Consider the following 16,664-nt stretch of genomic DNA (forward strand, 5'->3'; position numbering starts at 1 on the left):
GGTGGGCGGCGGCCGCCCGGGGTTCAGTGCGCGCCGGCGGCGCGCAGCTCGGTCAGCACCCGGCGGACGTAGACGGGCACCAGGTGTCGGCGGTACTCGGCGGTGGCGCGCACGTCCGTGGGCGGGTCGATCACCGCGAGCGCCGCCTGTGCGGCGGCATCGAGGTCGGTGTCGGTCAGCTCCGTGCCGGCCAGCGCGTCCCCGGCCGCCGCGGCGAGCACCGGGGTGTCGGCCACCCCACCCAGGGCGATCCGCACGTCCCGCCACCGACCCTCGTCGTCCCGGTCACCGGTGGCGACGACGCTGAGGACGGCGAAGTCGTTGTGCTTGCGGCACATCTCGCCGAACGCCACGTGCTGCGGGTGGCGCGGGAACTCCACGGCGGTGACCAGCTCGTCGAGCTCGAGCGCCGTGGCGTAGGAGCCGGTGTAGAACTCCGCCAGCGGGATCCGCCGGGTGCCGCGGGGCCCTACGGCGGTCACGACCGCGCCGAGCACCAGGCAGGCCAGCGGCATCTCGCCGGTCGGGTCGCCCTGCACCAGCGCGCCGCCGACGGTGCCCCGGTTGCGCACCTGCCGGTCGCCGATGTGCCGGACGACGCGGGCCAGCAGCGGCAGCCGCTGCGCCACCACCTCGGACCGCTCGACCGTGGTGTAGCGGGTGAGCGCGCCCAGCACGGTGCGGTCGCCGTCGACGGTGATGTCGTCGAGCTCGTCGACGTCGTTGATGTCGACCAGCGCCGCCGGCCGCCACAGCCGCATGTTGAGCATCGGGACGAGGCTCTGCCCGCCGGCGAGCACGCGGGCGGCGCCCGCGTGCTCGCCGAGGTGGGCGACTGCCTCGGCGACCGACGTCGGCCGGTGGTAGGCGAAGGCTGCGGGCTTCACGAGGCGCGGTTCCCGCCCTGCACCACGCCGACGCCGGCGAAGCGGGCCAGCACGTGGCTGACCGCCGACTTCTTCTCGGTGACCAGCTGCTCGGCCTGCCGATGGCTCCACACCGTCTCCGGGCGGACCTGCAGCACGTGCACGTCACCGGTGGCGCTGACGGCCCACTCGATGTCCTGCGGGGCGCCGCGGTGCCGCTCGATCCGCTTGGCCAGCTCGGCCAGGGCGTGGATCTGCACGTCATCCAGGCAGGGGGCGGCGCAGAGCTCGGCCGCCACCGGGACCAGGCCGACCGCGGCGATCGCCGGGTCGAAGCTGTACTGCTGCTCCTGGTGGGCGACGTCGCGCTTGAGGACCTCGAAGGTCACCTTGTCGACGACGTAGCGGCTCGGGGTGACCCCGCCGCTGACGACGCCCTCGCCCAGGCCCCAGCAGCCCTCGATGACCACTTTGGAACGGTCGCCGGTCACCGGGTCGAGGGTGAACATGACCCCGGCCGACCGGGCCTCCACCATCTGCTGCACGCCGACGCAGATGCCGTGGTCAACGGCGACCGCCGCGGGGTCAGCGTCCGGCCGGTAGGTGAGCACCGCGGCGCCGAACATGCCGGCCCAGCAGCTGCGGACGTGCTTCAGCACGTCCTCGGCCCCGCGGATCCACAGGAAGGTGTCGTACTGCCCGGCGAAGCTCGCGCCGGCCAGGTCCTCGGACTCGCCGCTGGAGCGCACCGCCACCGGGAGGCCCTCCCGCCCGGTGCGCCGCTCGAGCTCCGCGTAGGCGCTACGGACGGCGGCCTCCAGGTCGGCCGGCAGCGGCGCGGCCTCGATGGCCGCGGTGAACTCCGCGCTGATCTCCTGCACCCGGGCGAGGTCGGCGCCCACCGCCTCGGCGCGCACCTGCCGGGCCCGCTCGGCCAGGCCGGCGGACTCCAGGAAGTACCGGTAGGCGGTGGTGGTGATGCCGAACCCGCCGGGGACGGCGAACCCGCCCGCGGTCATCTCCGCGAGGCTGGCGAACTTCCCGCCGAGCAGCTTGCTGCCGACGGCCTCCGGCTCGTCGATCCAGAGGACGAACGGGGATGCGGTGGCGGTGGTCATGCGGACACGTCCTCGAGAACACGGACGACGCCGGTGTTGCCGTCGACCTCGATGAGCTGACCAGTGCGGATGGAGGTGGTCGCGAAGCCCGTTCCGACGACCGCCGGCAGGCCGTACTCGCGGCAGACGATGGCGGTGTGCGCCATGATCCCGCCGACGTCGGAGACCGCGGCCGACAGCCGCGAGAAGACCGGCGCCCAGCTCGGGGCGGTGATCCGGCAGACCAGGATGTCGCCGTCCTCCACCTCGTGCAGCTGCTCGGGGTCGATGATCACCCGGGCGCGGCCGGTGGCCTTGCCGGCGGAGGCCGCGACGCCGCGCAGCTCGCCGCCGTCCTGGCCATCCACCCCGAGCCACTCCTGCACCGACTCCTGGGTGATGCCCCAGAGCATCACGGTGAGCGGCTCGGTGATGAACTCCGGCGGGATGCCGAGGGCCGGCAGCGGCGGGTTGGCCTTGAGCACCTCGCGGATCCGCTTGCGCCGCTCGACCTCCGGGCGCCAGTAGGTGACGCCGCGGGCCTCGGTGCCGGTGGCCCAGCCGATGTTCAGGTCGTACAGCGCCGAGTAGATCTCGTTGCGGTGCAGGTAGAAGACGTCCTCGCGGTCGTCGAGGAAGTCGTGGGCGACGAAGACGTCACCGAGCTCGCGCACCTTGGACCAGAACAGCGAGTGGTGCCAGTGCTCGACGTAGAAGTTGTGGTTCTCGACGAACGGGAACACCTGGCGGGCCAGCTCGACCAGCCCGTCGAAGGACTCCCGGTCGGCGTCGGTCGGCAGGTAGCTGCGGTACTCCGCCGTGACCCGGACCCGCTCGGCCAGGATCTCGTCGAGCGGGCGGCGGATGTCCTCCCCGGCGAGCAGGGCCTGGACGTAGCCGCGCATGGCGCTGAAGGGCAGCCGCAGGTCGTCGATCCACGCGCGGTCGCTGTGGGTGTAGCCGGCGCCGGTGGAGAACCAGAACCACGGGTCCTTGGCCTTCTCGAACGCGGAGATCCACTGCGAGCCGTTCGGGTGCGCGGCGATCGCGTTCAGCGTCGCGTCGGGGTCGTCGTTGCCGAGCACGATGTCGCTGAGCTCGAGCTCGACCGCGAGCTTGGCCAGCCCGCGCACCTCGTCGTCCGGGCGGAACAGCAGGATGTCGATGCCCGACACCATGCTGGCGATCGTCTGGTCGCTGATCCCGGGGAACGCGGCCTGGCAGAACTCGCGGAAGGTGAGGTAGGCGCCGTACCCGAGGTTGAGCATCTCGAAGTGGTAGGAGCCCATCTCGAACAGGTTCTCGATGAGCGCGCCGTAGCTGGTGAGCAGGTCGTAGGTGGAGTAGACGCCGCGGTGCTCGAAGACGCTGCTCTCCGGCTCCATGCCGGGCAGCGGCGCGAACCGGATCGCCTTGAGCCGCTCGATGCAGTCGGTGGCCTTGGCCACCCACTGCTCGTAGATCTCGTCCCAGTTCTCGTAGTAGTGCCCGGCGCGGACGGCGAACTCCTGCGCCCGCTGGGCCACCTCGTCGGGGTCGGTGACAGCGTTCGGGCTGATGTAGAGGTAGCCGTTGATGATCCGGTGGTCGATCCCGCCCGCCGGCGGCACCGGCCAGACCCGGGTCGACATCTGGCTGGCCGCCACCCACCAGTTCTCGGTCATGATCGTGTCGAACGGGTACAGCGGCTCGGGGTTGTGCATCCCGTCGAAGAACCAGAACTTGCCGTCCTCGAACTCGCGGCGCTCGTCGCTGAGCAGGGCGTAGTACGGGTACATGCTCTGCCAGCCCTCGGCGCCGGCCGGGGTCTGGACGGCGAACGGGCTGGCGAACCGCTTGCCGGGGACCGCTTGGGCGGCCCCCTCGGAGCTGGGCACGCCGTCGGTCGAGTTCGAACTGGTGAGCGTCATGCGGGCGCCTCCGCCTCGGACAGGGTCGTGGACTGGTGCGGTGCTGGGATGCGGTGCGGTGCTGTCACCGACGTCCGGCTCACGCGAGAGCCGCGACGTAGGTCAGGACGTCGCCGAGATCGACCACGTCGCCGTACTTCTCGTTGATGTCGAACAGGCTCGCGTCGTGCGGGCCCTGCGCGCGGTCGGCCACGCAGTCGCGCGGCACGAGGGTCGGGTAGCCGTGCTGGACGGCGTCCACGACGGTCGCGCGCACGCACCCGCTGGTCGTGGCTCCGGTGACGATCACCGTGTCCACCCGGCGCGAAGCCAGGTACGACGCGAGGGCCGTGCCGAAGAACGCCGACGCGCCGGTCTTCACCACCAGGTGCTCGTCCGGCCGCGGGGACAGTCGCTCGTCGACCTCGACCAGCCGGCTGCCGGCCTCGAGCGCGGCCATCCCGGTCGCCTTCTTCAGCCACGCCAGCGAGCCGACCTGGCCCTGGTCGTAGGCGATGGTGGTGAAGACGACCGGCAGGTCCTGCGCGCGGGCTGCGTCGAGCAGCCGCGCGGTGGCCAGGACAGCGCCGGACATGTCCGACCCGGTGGGATACTCCGGATCGGTGAAGCCGTAGGTGAAGTCGACGACGACCACCGCGGGTCGGCTGCCGCGCTCGATCGGGCGGCCGAAGCCCGCCCGGTCGTAGACCTGGGCGGTCGTGGGTGCACCCATGTCGTCTCCTTCCGCTGCCGCCGTGCCGGTCCAGATCCGGCCGGAGTGTGATCCACATCTATGACGTGGACAACATGGCATACATGTATACCAACCGCCCCGGGCTCGTCCAGCCCCCTCGCTGGACTCCCGATGCCGGGCGCCGCCCGGTTCGCGGCAAGGGTCTCGAGTCGCGGCGAACCGCAGCCCACCTTCTGTGAGCCAGGTGTCCCAGGGGTTACCGCCGCGTTGAGAACGCGGCTCGGTCACCCAGCCCCGTGACCGACGGATTTCCCGGCGGACGCGAATTGATCACGGGTCTTGTGAGGGCGTGGCATACGTGTATACCTTCCGCCACAGCTCGGGCCGTGGGCCATCTCACACCGAGATCGGGAAACCGGCACCGCCGGCACCCGCGCCGCGTACGAGCTCCCCGCACCACCCTGCTCCGCCCCCGCTCAGGACCACAGGCCCGGCGCCGCAGCGCCGCTCAGGAGGAAGCATGGAACAGTTCCCGGAACAGGCATCGACCAACTGGTTGATGTCGACGTTCATCTTCACGGTCGGCGCCGTCGCCGTGCTGCTCGTGGTCGTCGGCCTCGTCATGGTCGACATGGGCCTCGTCCGCCGCCGCAACGTCCTCGACACCACGGTGCAGAAGATCGGCGCCGCGATGGTGGGCGGGCTGGGCACGCTGCTGATCGGCTACCCGATCTGGATGTGGCAGTTCAACTCGGCCTTCGGCGCGCCGCAGCCGCTCTGGCAGGCGGTGAAGGACTGGTGGATCGGCGGCACGTTCACCACCACCGCCTCGCGCTACATCGACCCGACGGTCCTGCCCGAGGCCGACGTCCTGCAGATCTTCCTCGTCTTCTTCGTGACCTTCACGATGGCGACCATGGCGCTGGTGCACACCGGCGTCGTCGAGCGGATCAAGCCGGTTCCGCTCTACGCGATGTCCTTCGTGATGGGCGCGATCATCTCGCCGCTGGTGGGCTACCTGTGCTGGGGCTCGCTGTCTCCCCTGACGCTGCGGGGCACCCACGACTTCGACGGCATCTTCCCGCTGTACATCACCGCGGGCACGTTCGCGCTGGTGCTGGCCTGGCGGGTCGGCCCCCGGCTCGGCGTCTTCCGGCCGCACCCCAGCGGCATCAAGCCCGCCTCGCACAACGTCGCGTTCGTCGGCATCGGCGTGCTGCTGATCCTGTTCGCGCTGCCGTTCATCACCATCGGCAGCGGGTTCATCTTCGCCGACGTCGGCTTCTTCGGGATCTCGTTCACCGAGAGCGGCATCGGCCTGGTCATCATCAACCTGTTCTCGGGCATCCTCGGCGGTGCCGTGATGGGGCTGATCGTCGCCTACCGGCGGCGGGAGGCCTCGTGGGCGCTCATGGGCCCGATCGCCGGCGTGGTGATGGGCGGGACGCTCTTCGACATCAGCACCTCGTGGGTCTGCCTCCTGGTGGGTGCTCTCGGCCCGCTGGTCTCCCTGGGCACCGCGGCCCTGCTGCGCAAGGCCCGGATCGACGACCCCAAGGTCGTCCCGCTGGCCCTCGGTCCCGGCGTCGTCGGCGCACTCCTGTGCGGCTTCCTCGAGTGGGGGACCCGCACCGGTGGCTACCTCGGCCTGGAGGGTGAGTACGCCCCCGGGGTCGCCGAGATCACCCCGTGGTGGCAGCTGGCCGGCGTCGTCACCACGATGCTCGTCTCCGGGGTGCCCGCCCTGCTCATGTGCCTGGTCTTCGAGAAGCTCGGTGGCCTGCGCAGGACCGAGCAGGCCGAGATCATCGGCCTGGACGTCGACCAGTGGGGCGTGACCAACTTCGGCGACGACCTGGAGCCGGGACTCGGGCCGGTGCTCCCGCCGGAACCAGTCGCCGAGCCCATGGCGTCCGCGACCCGCACGCACTCCACCCCGAGCGGGCTGCCGGACTGACCGCTTGACGCTCCGACCGCAGGGGCGGCCCGGGATCCCCGGGTCGCCCCTGCGGGTCCGGAGGCCTCCGTACCGCGGGGGACCCCGACGGGGACCGGCTGACGCCGTATCCTTCCCCCACACCTGCGAGGACGGAGTGCACATGGAGCCCTTGGGGCGGGGCGTCGTGTCCATGTCCCAGCGGACGAGCGAAGGCGTGGCGCGCATCTTGCGCACGGAGATCTTCTCGGGGCGCCTGAAGCCCGGCGAGCCCATGCCGGAACGTCTGCTGGCCGAGCAGCTCGGGGTGAGCCGCACCCCCGTCCGCGAGGCGTTGTTCACGCTGCAGAGCGAGGGGCTCGTCGAGCTGACGCCCAACCGCGGCGCGACCGTCCGGATGATCACCGCGCAGGACATCGTGCGCATCTACTCGCTGCGCGGAGTGCTGGAGTCCTACGCCGCCCGGGAGGCGGCGACCGCCCGGGAGCAGCACCACCTCGATGCACTCGAGGACGCGCACGCCCGGCTGGAGCGGATCGGCACACGGGGCAACGCCTCGGAGCAGGCGCTCGCCGACCTCGCGTTCCACATGCTGGTCAGCGAGGCGACCGGAAACCCGCTGCTGCAGACCATCATGGGTCAGGTCTTGGCGTTCACGGTCAGCTACCGCTCGAACTACGCCTACCCGTCGGACCGTGCGACCACCGTCAACGAGCAGCACCGGGCCATCCTCGACGCGCTCCGTGACGCGGATGCCGGCCGCGCGGAGGAGCTCATGCGCGAGCACGTCGCCTCCTCCAGCCTCTACGCGCTGGAGCACTTCACGGACGTGGAGCGCGTCGAGCAAGCTTGAGGCGACCGTCGTCGTGCATCTTCGGCGAAGCGCGAGTCCGATCGTCCGCTTCGTCGACCCATGCCCTGGTCGTGGCGCCTACCTTGCCGATCAGCCAGGCGGCAAGCACGACGCCGCGGTTCATGCGGCATCCACCCGATCCAAGGCCGCGCGGGCTCTGGCAACCACGGGCGCCGGCTCGCGCCAGGTCTGATGGGGGCTCCCATCCGCCGTAAGGACGAGAGTCATGGCGCCGCCGCGAATCGCCGGACCATGAACGGTGTCGCGGCACACCATGTGAACGGTGTCCCGTGACATCGCAGTGGAGCGGGTGACCGGGATCGAACCGGCATGGCCAGCTTGGAAGGCTGGGGCTCTGCCATTGAGCTACACCCGCGGAACTGTGCGAGACGACGTGCGGAAGTGCCCGTCCCCTCGCTGCGAGCAACCGCGAACCTCGATCCACGGAGCCACAGTCCGGGTCGAGGGTAGCGCCTGCCTGCACGCGGCCGCCCGAGAGGCGCGCAGAACGGCCCCGAGGGGAGTCGCGGGCCCACGTGGTGGGACGGAAGGCGTCGACGGCGGACCGAGCGGGTAGCCGTGCGGTCGTCCCGCACCGAACCGGAAGGAGCGCGCCATGGACCTCGGAGGCCTCGCGGACAAGGCGAAGCAGGCGCTCGACAGCGAGCAGGGCGAGCAGCGCAGCGACCAGGCGCTGGACAAGGCCGCGCAGTTCGCCGACGAGAAGACCGGCGGTACGCACGGCCAGCACATCGACAAGGGGCGAGATCTCGCCGACGAGCGCGTCGGCCGGCAGGAGGACGGGCCGTCCGGCTCCTGAGCTCACCGGAAGGCGGCGGGCGGGGCCCGCGTGGCCCGGCCCGCCGCCCCCCGGACCGCGGTGGGCGGTAGCACGCCGGTCTGCACCTAGACTCGTGCCGCCACGGGGTGTGGCGCAGCTTGGTAGCGCACCCGCTTTGGGAGCGGGGGGCCGTGGGTTCAAATCCCGCCACCCCGACCGAGGGCGCCGGGATCCATGCCCGCCGCACCGGCCGTTCTCGCGACGTCTCTAGACTCGGGGGTCGACCCGGCGTCGTCCGTCTGCCCGGCGCCCATCCCGCCGTCTTTCGATCGAGGAGCACTGCCGCTGTGAAGAGCACCATCGAGGAACTGGGCCCCACACGGGTCCGGATGGCGATCGAGGTGCCGTGGGGGGACCTGGACCACGCCTTCGGTGAGGTCTACAAGGAGCTCGGCCGCCAGGTGCGCGTGCCCGGCTTCCGCCCCGGCAAGGTGCCCAACCGGGTGATCGACACGCGCATCGGCCGGCCGGTCGTGCTCGAGCAGGTCGTCCAGCACGCCATTCCGGAGGTCTACTCCGAGGTCGTCCGGGAGAACCAGGTCCGCGTGCTGGGCCAGCCCGACATCGAGGTGACCCGGCTCGACGACAACGACACCCTCGCCTTCACCGCCGAGGTCGACGTCGCCCCCAAGGTCGAGCTGCCGTCGCTGGACGACCTTGCCGTCACCGTCGACGACGTCGAGGTGACCGACGAGGAGATCGACAGTCAGGTCTCGGTCATGCGGGAGCGCTTCGCCATGCTCACCGCCGTCGACCGGGCCGTCGAGGATGGCGACTTCGTCTCCATCGACCTCGAGGCCACGCTCAACGGCGAGGTGCTGGAGGACGGCTCCACCAGCGGCATGTCCTACGAGGTCGGCTCCGGCAACCTCATGGAGGGTCTCGACGAGGCCGTCCGCGGGCTCTCGGCCGACGAGTCCCGCGCCTTCCAGACCCCGCTGCTCAACGGCCCGAACGCCGGCGAGACGGCCGACGTCACCGTCACCGTCCGCTCGGTGAAGACCAAGGAGCTGCCCGAGCTCGACGACGAGTTCGCCTCCACTGCCAGCGAGTTCGACACGCTCGAGGAGCTGCGCGAGGACGTCCGCACCCGGCTGGCCCGCACCAAGGCGCTGCAGCAGGGCGCGCAGGCCCGCGACCGGCTCGTCGAGCACCTCCTCGCGACCGTCGAGGTGCCGATCCCCGAGAACCTGGTCGAGCGCGAGATCGAGTGGCGCAACCGGGCCCTGGAGAACGAGCTGCAGCAGGCCGGCATGGACTGGGACAGCTTCCTGTCGATGTCCGGTGTCGAGAACCGCGAGGCCTACGACGTCGACCAGCGCAAGAACATCGAGGAGGCGGTCCGCAGCCAGTTCATCCTGGACGCGATCGCCGACGCCCGGGAGATCACCGTCGACAACGAGGACCTCTCGGCGCAGATCATGGCCCAGGCCTCGCGCAGCCGGATGAGCCCGGAGCAGTACGCCCAGCAGCTGCAGCAGGGCGGCAACATCGCCGAGTTCGTCGCCGACGTCCGCCGCACCAAGGCCCTGGCCCAGCTGCTGGAGCAGACGACGATCACTGACGCGTCGGGCAACACCGTCGACCTCGAGGCGCTGCGCCCGAGGACGGTGCAGGCCCCCGCCGACAGCCAGGCCGAGACCCCGGCCGACAGCGACACCCCGGCCGAGACCGAGCCGGCCACCGAGGAGAACGCCGGCGCCGAGGACACGGCGGCCGAGCAGCCCGAGGACGCCGCGAAGAGCTGACCCGCGCAGCCAGGCACGCCGACGACGCCGCCCCACCCCGCGATCCGGGGCGGGGCGGCGTCGTCGTCCTCGGGGTTCTTCCAGCGCGGACCGCTGCGCCCACGGCGAACAGTGCCCGCGCCGGGACTGCCACCCCGCACCTGCGCGTTAGGGTCGACGCAGACCCAGGCGCACACCGGGTACACCCGGTCCGCACCATCCACCGAGACCGACTGCACAACAGTTCTACGGAGGTCACCACACCCGTGAGCACCGACCCGATCCCGGCGGGCGCGCCGCTGCTGCGTGCCGCCGCCGGGGGGATGAACCTCAACGACTCGGTCTACGAGCGCCTGCTCCGCGAGCGCATCATCTTCCTGGGCAGCCAGGTCGACGACGTGATCGCCAACCAGCTTGCCGCCCAGATGCTGCTGCTGTCGGCTGAGGACCCCAAGCGCGACATCCACCTCTACATCAACTCGCCCGGTGGCTCGGTCACGGCCGGTATGGCGATCTACGACACCATGCAGTTCATCGACTGCGACGTCGCCACCTACGGCATGGGCCTGGCCGCCTCGATGGGCCAGTTCCTGCTGACCGCCGGCACCAAGGGCAAGCGCTACGCCCTGCCGCACGCGCGGATCATGATGCACCAGCCCTCGGCCGGCGTCGGGGGCACCGCGTCGGACATCGCGATCCAGGCCGACCTGTTCCGCCGCACCAAGCGGGAGCTCAACGAGCTGCAGTCCAAGCACACCGGTCAGCCGGTCGAGCAGATCGAGAAGGACTCCGACCGGGACCGCTGGTTCACCGCGCAGGAGGCCCTCGAGTACGGCTTCGTCGACCACGTCGTCAGCCGCGCTGCGATGACCGACAGCGCCAACCCGGTCAGCGACAACTGAGGTCCGGAGGGACAGACATGAGCAACTTCCAGATGCCCTCCAGCCGGTACATCCTGCCCTCCTTCGTGGAGCGCACGAGCTACGGCATGAAGGAGTCCAACCCGTACAACAAGCTCTTCGAGGAGCGCATCATCTTCCTCGGGGTGCAGATCGACGACGCGTCGGCCAACGACGTGATGGCCCAGCTGATCACGCTGGAGTCGGCTGACCCGGACCGTGACATCACGATCTACATCAACTCGCCCGGTGGCTCCTTCACCTCGCTGATGGCGATCTACGACACGATGATGTTCGTCCGGCCGGACATCCAGACCGTCTGCATGGGCCAGGCCGCCTCGGCCGCCGCGGTCCTGCTCGCGGCCGGGACGCCGGGCAAGCGCCTCGCCCTCCCGTACTCCCGCGTGCTCATCCACCAGCCCTCGGGTGAGTCCGGCGGCCAGGTCTCCGACCTGGAGATCCACGCCGCGGAGATCCAGCGGGTGCGCAGCCAGATGGAGGAGATCCTGGCCCGGCACACGGGGCAGTCCATCGACCAGGTCCGCCTCGACATCGAGCGGGACAAGATCCTCACGGCCGACGAGGCGAAGTCCTACGGCATCGTCGACCAGGTCATCCAGAGCCGGAAGCTCAACGCCCTCCCGGCCTGATCGGCCAGATCGGTACGGGTCGAGGTCGCGCGTGTCGCGGACTCGACCCGTACGGTCGGGGGACGCGGGACGCATGAGGTCGGCACCGGCCCGGCGGGGTGAGTCATTGCCCCTCGACGTCGGTGCCGTTGGGTACCGTCGGCGAGCGCCCGATCCCCGGCCGGCAGCGCCGGGAGGAGAGCCTCGCGGAGCACGTCGACAGGCGAGGCCGGACATGGGACATCGGCAGAGTTCACACGCAGGTACCTGAGACCAGGGCCTGATTCCCCGAGGTGGAGGTCAGCAGGTGGCACGAATCGGTGAGAGCGGTGACCTGCTCAAGTGCTCGTTCTGCGGCAAGAGCCAGAAGCAGGTCAAGAAGCTCATCGCGGGCCCCGGGGTCTACATCTGCGACGAGTGCATCGACCTCTGCAACGAGATCATCGAGGAGGAGCTGTCGGAGTCGTCGGACCTGAAGTTCGACGAGCTGCCGAAGCCCAAGGAGATCCACGACTTTCTCGAGCAGTACGTCATCGGCCAGGACAAGGCCAAGCGCACCCTTTCCGTCGCGGTCTACAACCACTACAAGCGGGTCCAGGCCGGGAACGCGGGCGGCCGTGACGACTCCGTCGAGCTGGCCAAGTCCAACATCCTGCTGATGGGCCCCACCGGGTGCGGCAAGACCCACCTGGCGCAGACGCTGGCCCGGATGCTCAACGTCCCGTTCGCCATCGCCGACGCGACCGCGCTGACCGAGGCCGGCTACGTCGGTGAGGACGTCGAGAACATCCTGCTCAAGCTGATCCAGGCCGCCGACTACGACGTCAAGCGGGCTGAGACCGGCATCATCTACATCGACGAGGTCGACAAGATCGCCCGCAAGAGCGAGAACCCGTCGATCACCCGCGACGTCTCCGGCGAGGGCGTGCAGCAGGCGCTGCTGAAGATCCTCGAGGGGACGACCGCCTCGGTGCCCCCGCAGGGCGGCCGCAAGCACCCCCACCAGGAGTTCATCCAGATCGACACGACCAACGTGCTGTTCATCGTGGGCGGCGCCTTCGCCGGGCTCGAGAAGATCATCGAGCAGCGGGCGGGCAAGCAGGGGATCGGTTTCGCTTCGGAGATCCGCAGCAAGCAGGAGATCGACGAGGCCAACGCCTTCGCCGAGGTCATGCCCGAGGATCTGCTGAAGTTCGGGATGATCCCCGAGTTCATCGGCCGGCTCCCGGTGATCACCAGCGTGCAGAAGCTGGACCGCGAGGCGCTGATCAACATCCTCACCGAGCCGAAGAACGCCCTGGTGCGCCAGTACCGGCGGCTGTTCGAGCTCGACGGGGTCGACCTGGAGTTCACCGAGGACGCCCTCGAGTCGATCGCCGACCAGGCCATCCTCCGCGGCACCGGCGCCCGCGGCCTGCGCGCGATCATGGAGGAGGTCCTCCAGTCGGTGATGTACGACGTCCCCAGCCGGGACGACGTGGCCTCCGTGGTGATCACCAAGGAGGTCGTGCTCGAGCACGTGAACCCGACGATCGTGCCGCGCAAGGCGACCCGCACCCCCCGGGAGAAGTCCGCCTGACCTCCTGACCGCCGCGACGGCCCGCTCCCGGATCCGGGAGCGGGCCGTCGTGCGTTCCGGGCCCGGCCGGACCACCCCGCAGGTGGCAGGCGGGTCCAGTGTGAATTCGGCTCCAGAACGTCTGCCGTCGGCAGCCCGAGCCGCAGCGGTTCGCCCCTTGCTGCGACCTACTGTGCCCCGGACCCCGGGCACCGCGCCCGGCCGATCGTGGAGCTGAAGGAGCGCACCAGATGACGCAGCCGTACCCGCCGCAGCAGGCCGGCCCCGGCGGGGTGGACCGCGACGCGACCCAGCAGATCCCCGCCTCGCAGTACGGCCCTCCGGAGTACGGGCTCCCGCAGTACGGAGCGCCGGCTCCCGAGCCGAAGCAGCGCAACCTGCTGCCGTGGCTGGTCGCCACCGGCGTGGCACTGCTCGTCGCGGTGGGCGTGCTGCTCTTCCTGCTGCTCCGGGGCGACGACGAGGGCAGCACGACGGACACCGCCGCACAGAGCGCCGCGCCGAGCAGCGCGCCGAGCGACGAGGGCCTCGGGGACGTCGACGGTGATGCGGTGGTCCCCCCGGAGGCGGCCGACGAGGGGCTCGGGGACGTCGACGGCGACGCGGTCGTGCCACCGCCCGCCGACGAGGGCGTGGAGCTTCCGGGCCACGTGATCGTGGAGGACGGTTCGGTCATCCCGGGCTCGCTGGACCGGGGCGCCGCCTTCATGGACGAGGTCGTGCTCGGCGACTACCGGAGTGCGCTGGGCCATGGCGGAGCGGACTTCCAGGCCTACTACGGCGACGACGCCGACCTGCTGCGCGAGGAGATCGCAACCGGTGCCGGTGCCCCTCCGGTCAACTACTCCATCGACGGGGTCGGGTTTCTCGCCGAGGCCGACGCCGACGTCCTGGCGCTGACCGTTGAGCTGCCCGACGGCACGTACGGCCAGCTCGCCGTCTTCGTCGGCGAGGAGAACGGCCGGGCGGTCGTCGTCGGCTTCCAGTGATCGGCCGCGGGCGCCGCCGCTATCCGGCGGCGGCGCCCGCGCCGCTCACGCGTCGGCCGGTTCGGCCAGGACCACGTCGACCGACAGCGGGCCCTCTCCGGCGACGATCTCCAGTGAGGCGATCCGTCCCGCCTCGGCGAGATCGCGGCGGCCCGCCTCCAGCAGGGGCACCTGGTCGGCCGGTGCGGTGACCGTCGCCGAGGCGACGTCGGCCCGCATCGACTGCTTGGCGTCGGACTTGGCCTTCCGGACCCCCGCCAGCGCGGTGGCGACGACCGGCAGCACGGCGGGGTCCCCACCGGCCGGCAGCTCCGCGACCGCCGGCCAGGCCGCGCGGTGCACCGAGCCCTCCTGCCACCAGGACCAGACCTCCTCGGTCACGAACGGCAGCACCGGGGCGAACAGCCGCAGCTGCACCGACAGCGCGATCGCCAGGGCGGCCTGCGCGGACCGGGCCGCGTCGTCCGAGCCGTAGGCCCGCGACTTCACCAGCTCCACGTAGTCGTCGCAGAACGACCAGAAGAAGGACTCGGCCACCTCGAGGGCCCGGGTGTAGTTGTAGGCGTCGAGGGCCGCCGCCGCCTCCTCGACCACCCCCGCCAGCCCGGCCAGCATGCTCCGGTCGATCGGCTCGGTCACCTGGTCGGCGGACAGCCCGGCCGAGGCGCCCAGCCCCAGCACGAACTTCCCGATGTTCAGGATCTTGATCGCCAGCCGGCGGCCGACCTTCATCTGCGCCTCGTCGAACGGCGAGTCCGTGCCCGGCCGCGCCCCGGCGGCCCGCCAGCGCACCGCGTCGGTGCCGTACCGCTCGAGCACGTCGATCGGCGTGACCACGTTGCCCTTCGACTTCGACATCTTCTTGCGGTCGGGGTCGACCACGAAGCCGGAGATGGCCGCGTGCGTCCAGGGCACCGTCCCGAACTCGTAGTGCGAGCGCACCACGGTCGAGAACAGCCAGGTCCGGATGATGTCGTGCGCCTGCGGCCGCAGGTCCATCGGGAAGACGTGCGCGAACAGCTCCGGGTCGGTGAGCCAGCCCGAGGCCACCTGGGGCGACAGGGACGACGTCGCCCAGGTGTCCATGACGTCGGGGTCGGCCAGGAACCCGCCGGGCTTCCCGCGCTGGTCCTCGGTGTACCCCTCGGGGACGTCGTAGGCCGGGTCGACCGGCAGCGCCGACTCGGGCGCCAGGATCGGATCGTCGTAGACCGGCTCGCCCTCGGAGTCCAGCCGGTACCAGACCGGGAACGGGACGCCGAAGAACCGCTGGCGGCTGATCAGCCAGTCACCGTTGAGACCCTCGACCCAGTTCTCGTACCGGTGCCGCATGTGCTCGGGGACCCACTGGATCTCCCGGCCCCGCGCGAGCAGCGCCTTGCGCAGCTCGGGGTCGCGCCCGCCGTTGCGGATGTACCACTGCCGCGTGGTGACGATCTCCAGCGGCCGGTCGCCCTTCTCGAAGAACTTGACCGGGTGGGTGATCGGCCTGGGCTCGCCGTGCAGGTCGCCGGACTCGCGCAGCAGCTCGACGATCCGCTCGCGGGCGGCGTGGGCCGTCCTGCCGGCCAGCTCGCGGTAGGCCTCGTAGGGCACGCCCTGCGGCGCGTCGGGGACCAGCCGGCCGTCCCAGCCGATCACGGCGCGGGTGGGCAGCTGCAGCTCCCGCCACCAGGTGACGTCGTTGAGGTCGCCGAAGGTGCAGATCATCGCGATGCCCGAGCCCTTGTCCGGCTCGGCCAGGCGGTGGGCGACCACCGGCACCTCGACGTCGAACACCGGCGTCCGCACCGTCTGGCCGAACAGCGGCTGGTAGCGCTCGTCGTCGGGGTGGGCGACCAGCGCGACACAGGCGGGCAGCAGCTCCGGGCGGGTGGTCTCGATGAACACCGGGCCCTCGGGGCCGGCGAAGGAGAGCCGGTGGTAAGCCCCGGGGCGCTCGCGGTCCTCCAGCTCGGCCTGCGCGACCGCCGTCCGGAAGGTGACGTCCCAGAGGGTCGGCGCCTCCTGGGCGTAGGCCTCGCCGCGGGCGAGGTTGTGCAGGAACGCCCGCTGCGCTGTGGCCCGGGAGGACGCCGAGATCGTCCGGTACACGTTGGACCAGTCCACCGACAGGCCGACCCGGCGCCACAGCGCCTCGAAGGCCCGCTCGTCCTCCGCGGTCAGCCGCTCGCACAGCTCCACGAAGTTCCGCCGGGAGATCGGGATCTGCTCCTTGCCCGGGTTGGCCGGCGGCTCGAAGTCCGGGTCGTAGGGGAGCGAGGGGTCGCAGCGGACGCCGTAGTAGTTCTGCACCCGGCGCTCGGTGGGCAGGCCGTTGTCGTCCCAGCCCATCGGGTAGAACACGTGCATGCCGCGCATCCGCTGGTAGCGGGCGACGATGTCGGTGTGGGTGTAGCTGAAGACGTGCCCCACGTGCAGCGAGCCGCTGGCCGTCGGCGGGGGAGTGTCGATGGAGTAGATCTGCTCCCGCGGCGCCTGCAGCGCGGCTTCGCGGTCGAAGGCGTAGGTGTCCTCGGCCGCCCAGCGGGCGATCCACTTCTCCTCGAGCCCGTCGAGCGACGGCTTCTCCGGTACGCCGACGGAGGCTCCCGGGGCAGCGGTGTCCGGGGTGCGGGAGTCGGTGACCATGTACCTCAGTCTAGGAAGTCCGCGGCTGGCATCC

General features: G+C 70.9%; 13 protein-coding genes and 2 tRNA genes. 9 read left to right on the forward strand and 6 right to left on the reverse strand.

The window, feature by feature from the left end:
* Positions 1-23: 23 nt before the first annotated feature.
* The 4 genes from BMZ50_RS10530 to BMZ50_RS10545 all read right to left on the reverse strand — a co-directional run bounded on the left by BMZ50_RS10530 (position 24) and on the right by BMZ50_RS10545 (position 4,585).
* On the reverse strand, positions 24-887 hold the full coding sequence (locus tag BMZ50_RS10530; RefSeq protein WP_091323988.1) for an FAD binding domain-containing protein: 864 nt from the start codon (positions 885-887) through the stop codon (positions 24-26).
* Positions 884-1,984 (reverse strand): PEP/pyruvate-binding domain-containing protein, encoded by a 1,101-nt coding sequence (locus tag BMZ50_RS10535; RefSeq protein ID WP_091323990.1) that lies wholly within the window; start codon positions 1,982-1,984, stop codon positions 884-886. Before BMZ50_RS10535 ends, BMZ50_RS10530 begins: the two co-directional genes overlap by 4 nt.
* The gene (locus BMZ50_RS10540) at positions 1,981-3,873 is read right to left on the reverse strand and encodes a PEP-utilizing enzyme (RefSeq protein WP_091323992.1); all 1,893 of its coding nucleotides are present in this window, start codon (positions 3,871-3,873) and stop codon (positions 1,981-1,983) included. Before BMZ50_RS10540 ends, BMZ50_RS10535 begins: the two co-directional genes overlap by 4 nt.
* A gap of 79 nt (positions 3,874-3,952) precedes the next feature.
* Positions 3,953-4,585, reverse strand: a complete 633-nt coding sequence (locus BMZ50_RS10545) for an isochorismatase family protein (RefSeq protein WP_091323994.1) — start codon at positions 4,583-4,585, stop codon at positions 3,953-3,955.
* A gap of 481 nt (positions 4,586-5,066) precedes the next feature.
* On the opposite strand from BMZ50_RS10545, the gene BMZ50_RS10550 reads away from it, so the two are divergent.
* Together BMZ50_RS10550 and BMZ50_RS10555 are read left to right on the forward strand one after the other, a co-directional pair.
* Positions 5,067-6,503 carry an ammonium transporter gene (locus BMZ50_RS10550; protein WP_091323996.1) on the forward strand — a complete coding sequence of 479 codons (1,437 nt, stop codon included), beginning with the start codon at positions 5,067-5,069 and terminating at the stop codon, positions 6,501-6,503.
* Between the two features lie 196 nt (positions 6,504-6,699).
* Positions 6,700-7,335 (forward strand): GntR family transcriptional regulator, encoded by a 636-nt coding sequence (locus BMZ50_RS10555; protein WP_177212745.1) that lies wholly within the window; start codon positions 6,700-6,702, stop codon positions 7,333-7,335.
* Positions 7,336-7,637: 302 nt separating this feature from the next.
* Here the strand turns inward: BMZ50_RS10555 and BMZ50_RS10560 are convergent.
* Positions 7,638-7,711, reverse strand: a tRNA-Gly gene (locus BMZ50_RS10560).
* A 240-nt stretch (positions 7,712-7,951) separates the two neighbouring features.
* Between BMZ50_RS10560 and BMZ50_RS10565 the strand changes: the two genes are divergently transcribed.
* The 7 genes from BMZ50_RS10565 (at position 7,952) to BMZ50_RS10595 (ending at position 13,999) form a co-directional block, all read left to right on the forward strand.
* Positions 7,952-8,155 (forward strand): antitoxin, encoded by a 204-nt coding sequence (locus tag BMZ50_RS10565; protein WP_091324001.1) that lies wholly within the window; start codon positions 7,952-7,954, stop codon positions 8,153-8,155.
* A gap of 103 nt (positions 8,156-8,258) precedes the next feature.
* Positions 8,259-8,332 (forward strand) — tRNA-Pro (locus tag BMZ50_RS10570).
* Positions 8,333-8,463: 131 nt separating this feature from the next.
* Positions 8,464-9,924 carry a trigger factor gene (tig, locus tag BMZ50_RS10575; RefSeq protein ID WP_091324004.1) on the forward strand — a complete coding sequence of 487 codons (1,461 nt, stop codon included), beginning with the start codon at positions 8,464-8,466 and terminating at the stop codon, positions 9,922-9,924.
* Between the two features lie 245 nt (positions 9,925-10,169).
* Positions 10,170-10,805 (forward strand): ATP-dependent Clp protease proteolytic subunit, encoded by a 636-nt coding sequence (locus BMZ50_RS10580; RefSeq protein WP_425432007.1) that lies wholly within the window; start codon positions 10,170-10,172, stop codon positions 10,803-10,805.
* 17 nt (positions 10,806-10,822) lie between these two features.
* Positions 10,823-11,452, forward strand: a complete 630-nt coding sequence (locus tag BMZ50_RS10585) for an ATP-dependent Clp protease proteolytic subunit (RefSeq protein WP_091324006.1) — start codon at positions 10,823-10,825, stop codon at positions 11,450-11,452.
* Between the two features lie 286 nt (positions 11,453-11,738).
* Complete coding sequence (clpX, locus tag BMZ50_RS10590; RefSeq protein WP_091324008.1) at positions 11,739-13,010, forward strand: ATP-dependent Clp protease ATP-binding subunit ClpX; 1,272 nt, start codon at positions 11,739-11,741, stop codon at positions 13,008-13,010.
* A 230-nt stretch (positions 13,011-13,240) separates the two neighbouring features.
* On the forward strand, positions 13,241-13,999 hold the full coding sequence (locus BMZ50_RS10595; RefSeq protein WP_091324010.1) for a hypothetical protein: 759 nt from the start codon (positions 13,241-13,243) through the stop codon (positions 13,997-13,999).
* A gap of 45 nt (positions 14,000-14,044) precedes the next feature.
* On the opposite strand, the gene valS is transcribed toward BMZ50_RS10595, so the two are convergent.
* Positions 14,045-16,630: a valine--tRNA ligase gene (gene valS / locus BMZ50_RS10600; protein ID WP_091324013.1), complete on the reverse strand. Its 2,586-nt coding sequence runs from the start codon at positions 16,628-16,630 to the stop codon at positions 14,045-14,047.
* Between the last annotated feature and the right edge of the window lie 34 nt (positions 16,631-16,664).

It is taken from the genome of Geodermatophilus ruber, assembly GCF_900114385.1.
GTDB classification, from domain to species: domain Bacteria; phylum Actinomycetota; class Actinomycetes; order Mycobacteriales; family Geodermatophilaceae; genus Geodermatophilus; species Geodermatophilus ruber.

Bases quoted from the DNA above. Each gene is read 5' to 3' on its own strand.
- BMZ50_RS10535 (WP_091323990.1), bottom strand. From the start codon at position 1,984: ATGACCACCGCCACCGCATCCCCGTTCGTCCTCTGGATCGACGAGCCG.
- BMZ50_RS10540 (WP_091323992.1), bottom strand. From the start codon at position 3,873: ATGACGCTCACCAGTTCGAACTCGACCGACGGCGTGCCCAGCTCCGAG.
- BMZ50_RS10545 (WP_091323994.1), bottom strand. From the start codon at position 4,585: ATGGGTGCACCCACGACCGCCCAGGTCTACGACCGGGCGGGCTTCGGC.
- BMZ50_RS10550 (WP_091323996.1), top strand. From the start codon at position 5,067: ATGGAACAGTTCCCGGAACAGGCATCGACCAACTGGTTGATGTCGACG.
- BMZ50_RS10565 (WP_091324001.1), top strand. From the start codon at position 7,952: ATGGACCTCGGAGGCCTCGCGGACAAGGCGAAGCAGGCGCTCGACAGC.
- BMZ50_RS10585 (WP_091324006.1), top strand. From the start codon at position 10,823: ATGAGCAACTTCCAGATGCCCTCCAGCCGGTACATCCTGCCCTCCTTC.
- BMZ50_RS10595 (WP_091324010.1), top strand. From the start codon at position 13,241: ATGACGCAGCCGTACCCGCCGCAGCAGGCCGGCCCCGGCGGGGTGGAC.
- valS (WP_091324013.1), bottom strand. From the start codon at position 16,630: ATGGTCACCGACTCCCGCACCCCGGACACCGCTGCCCCGGGAGCCTCC.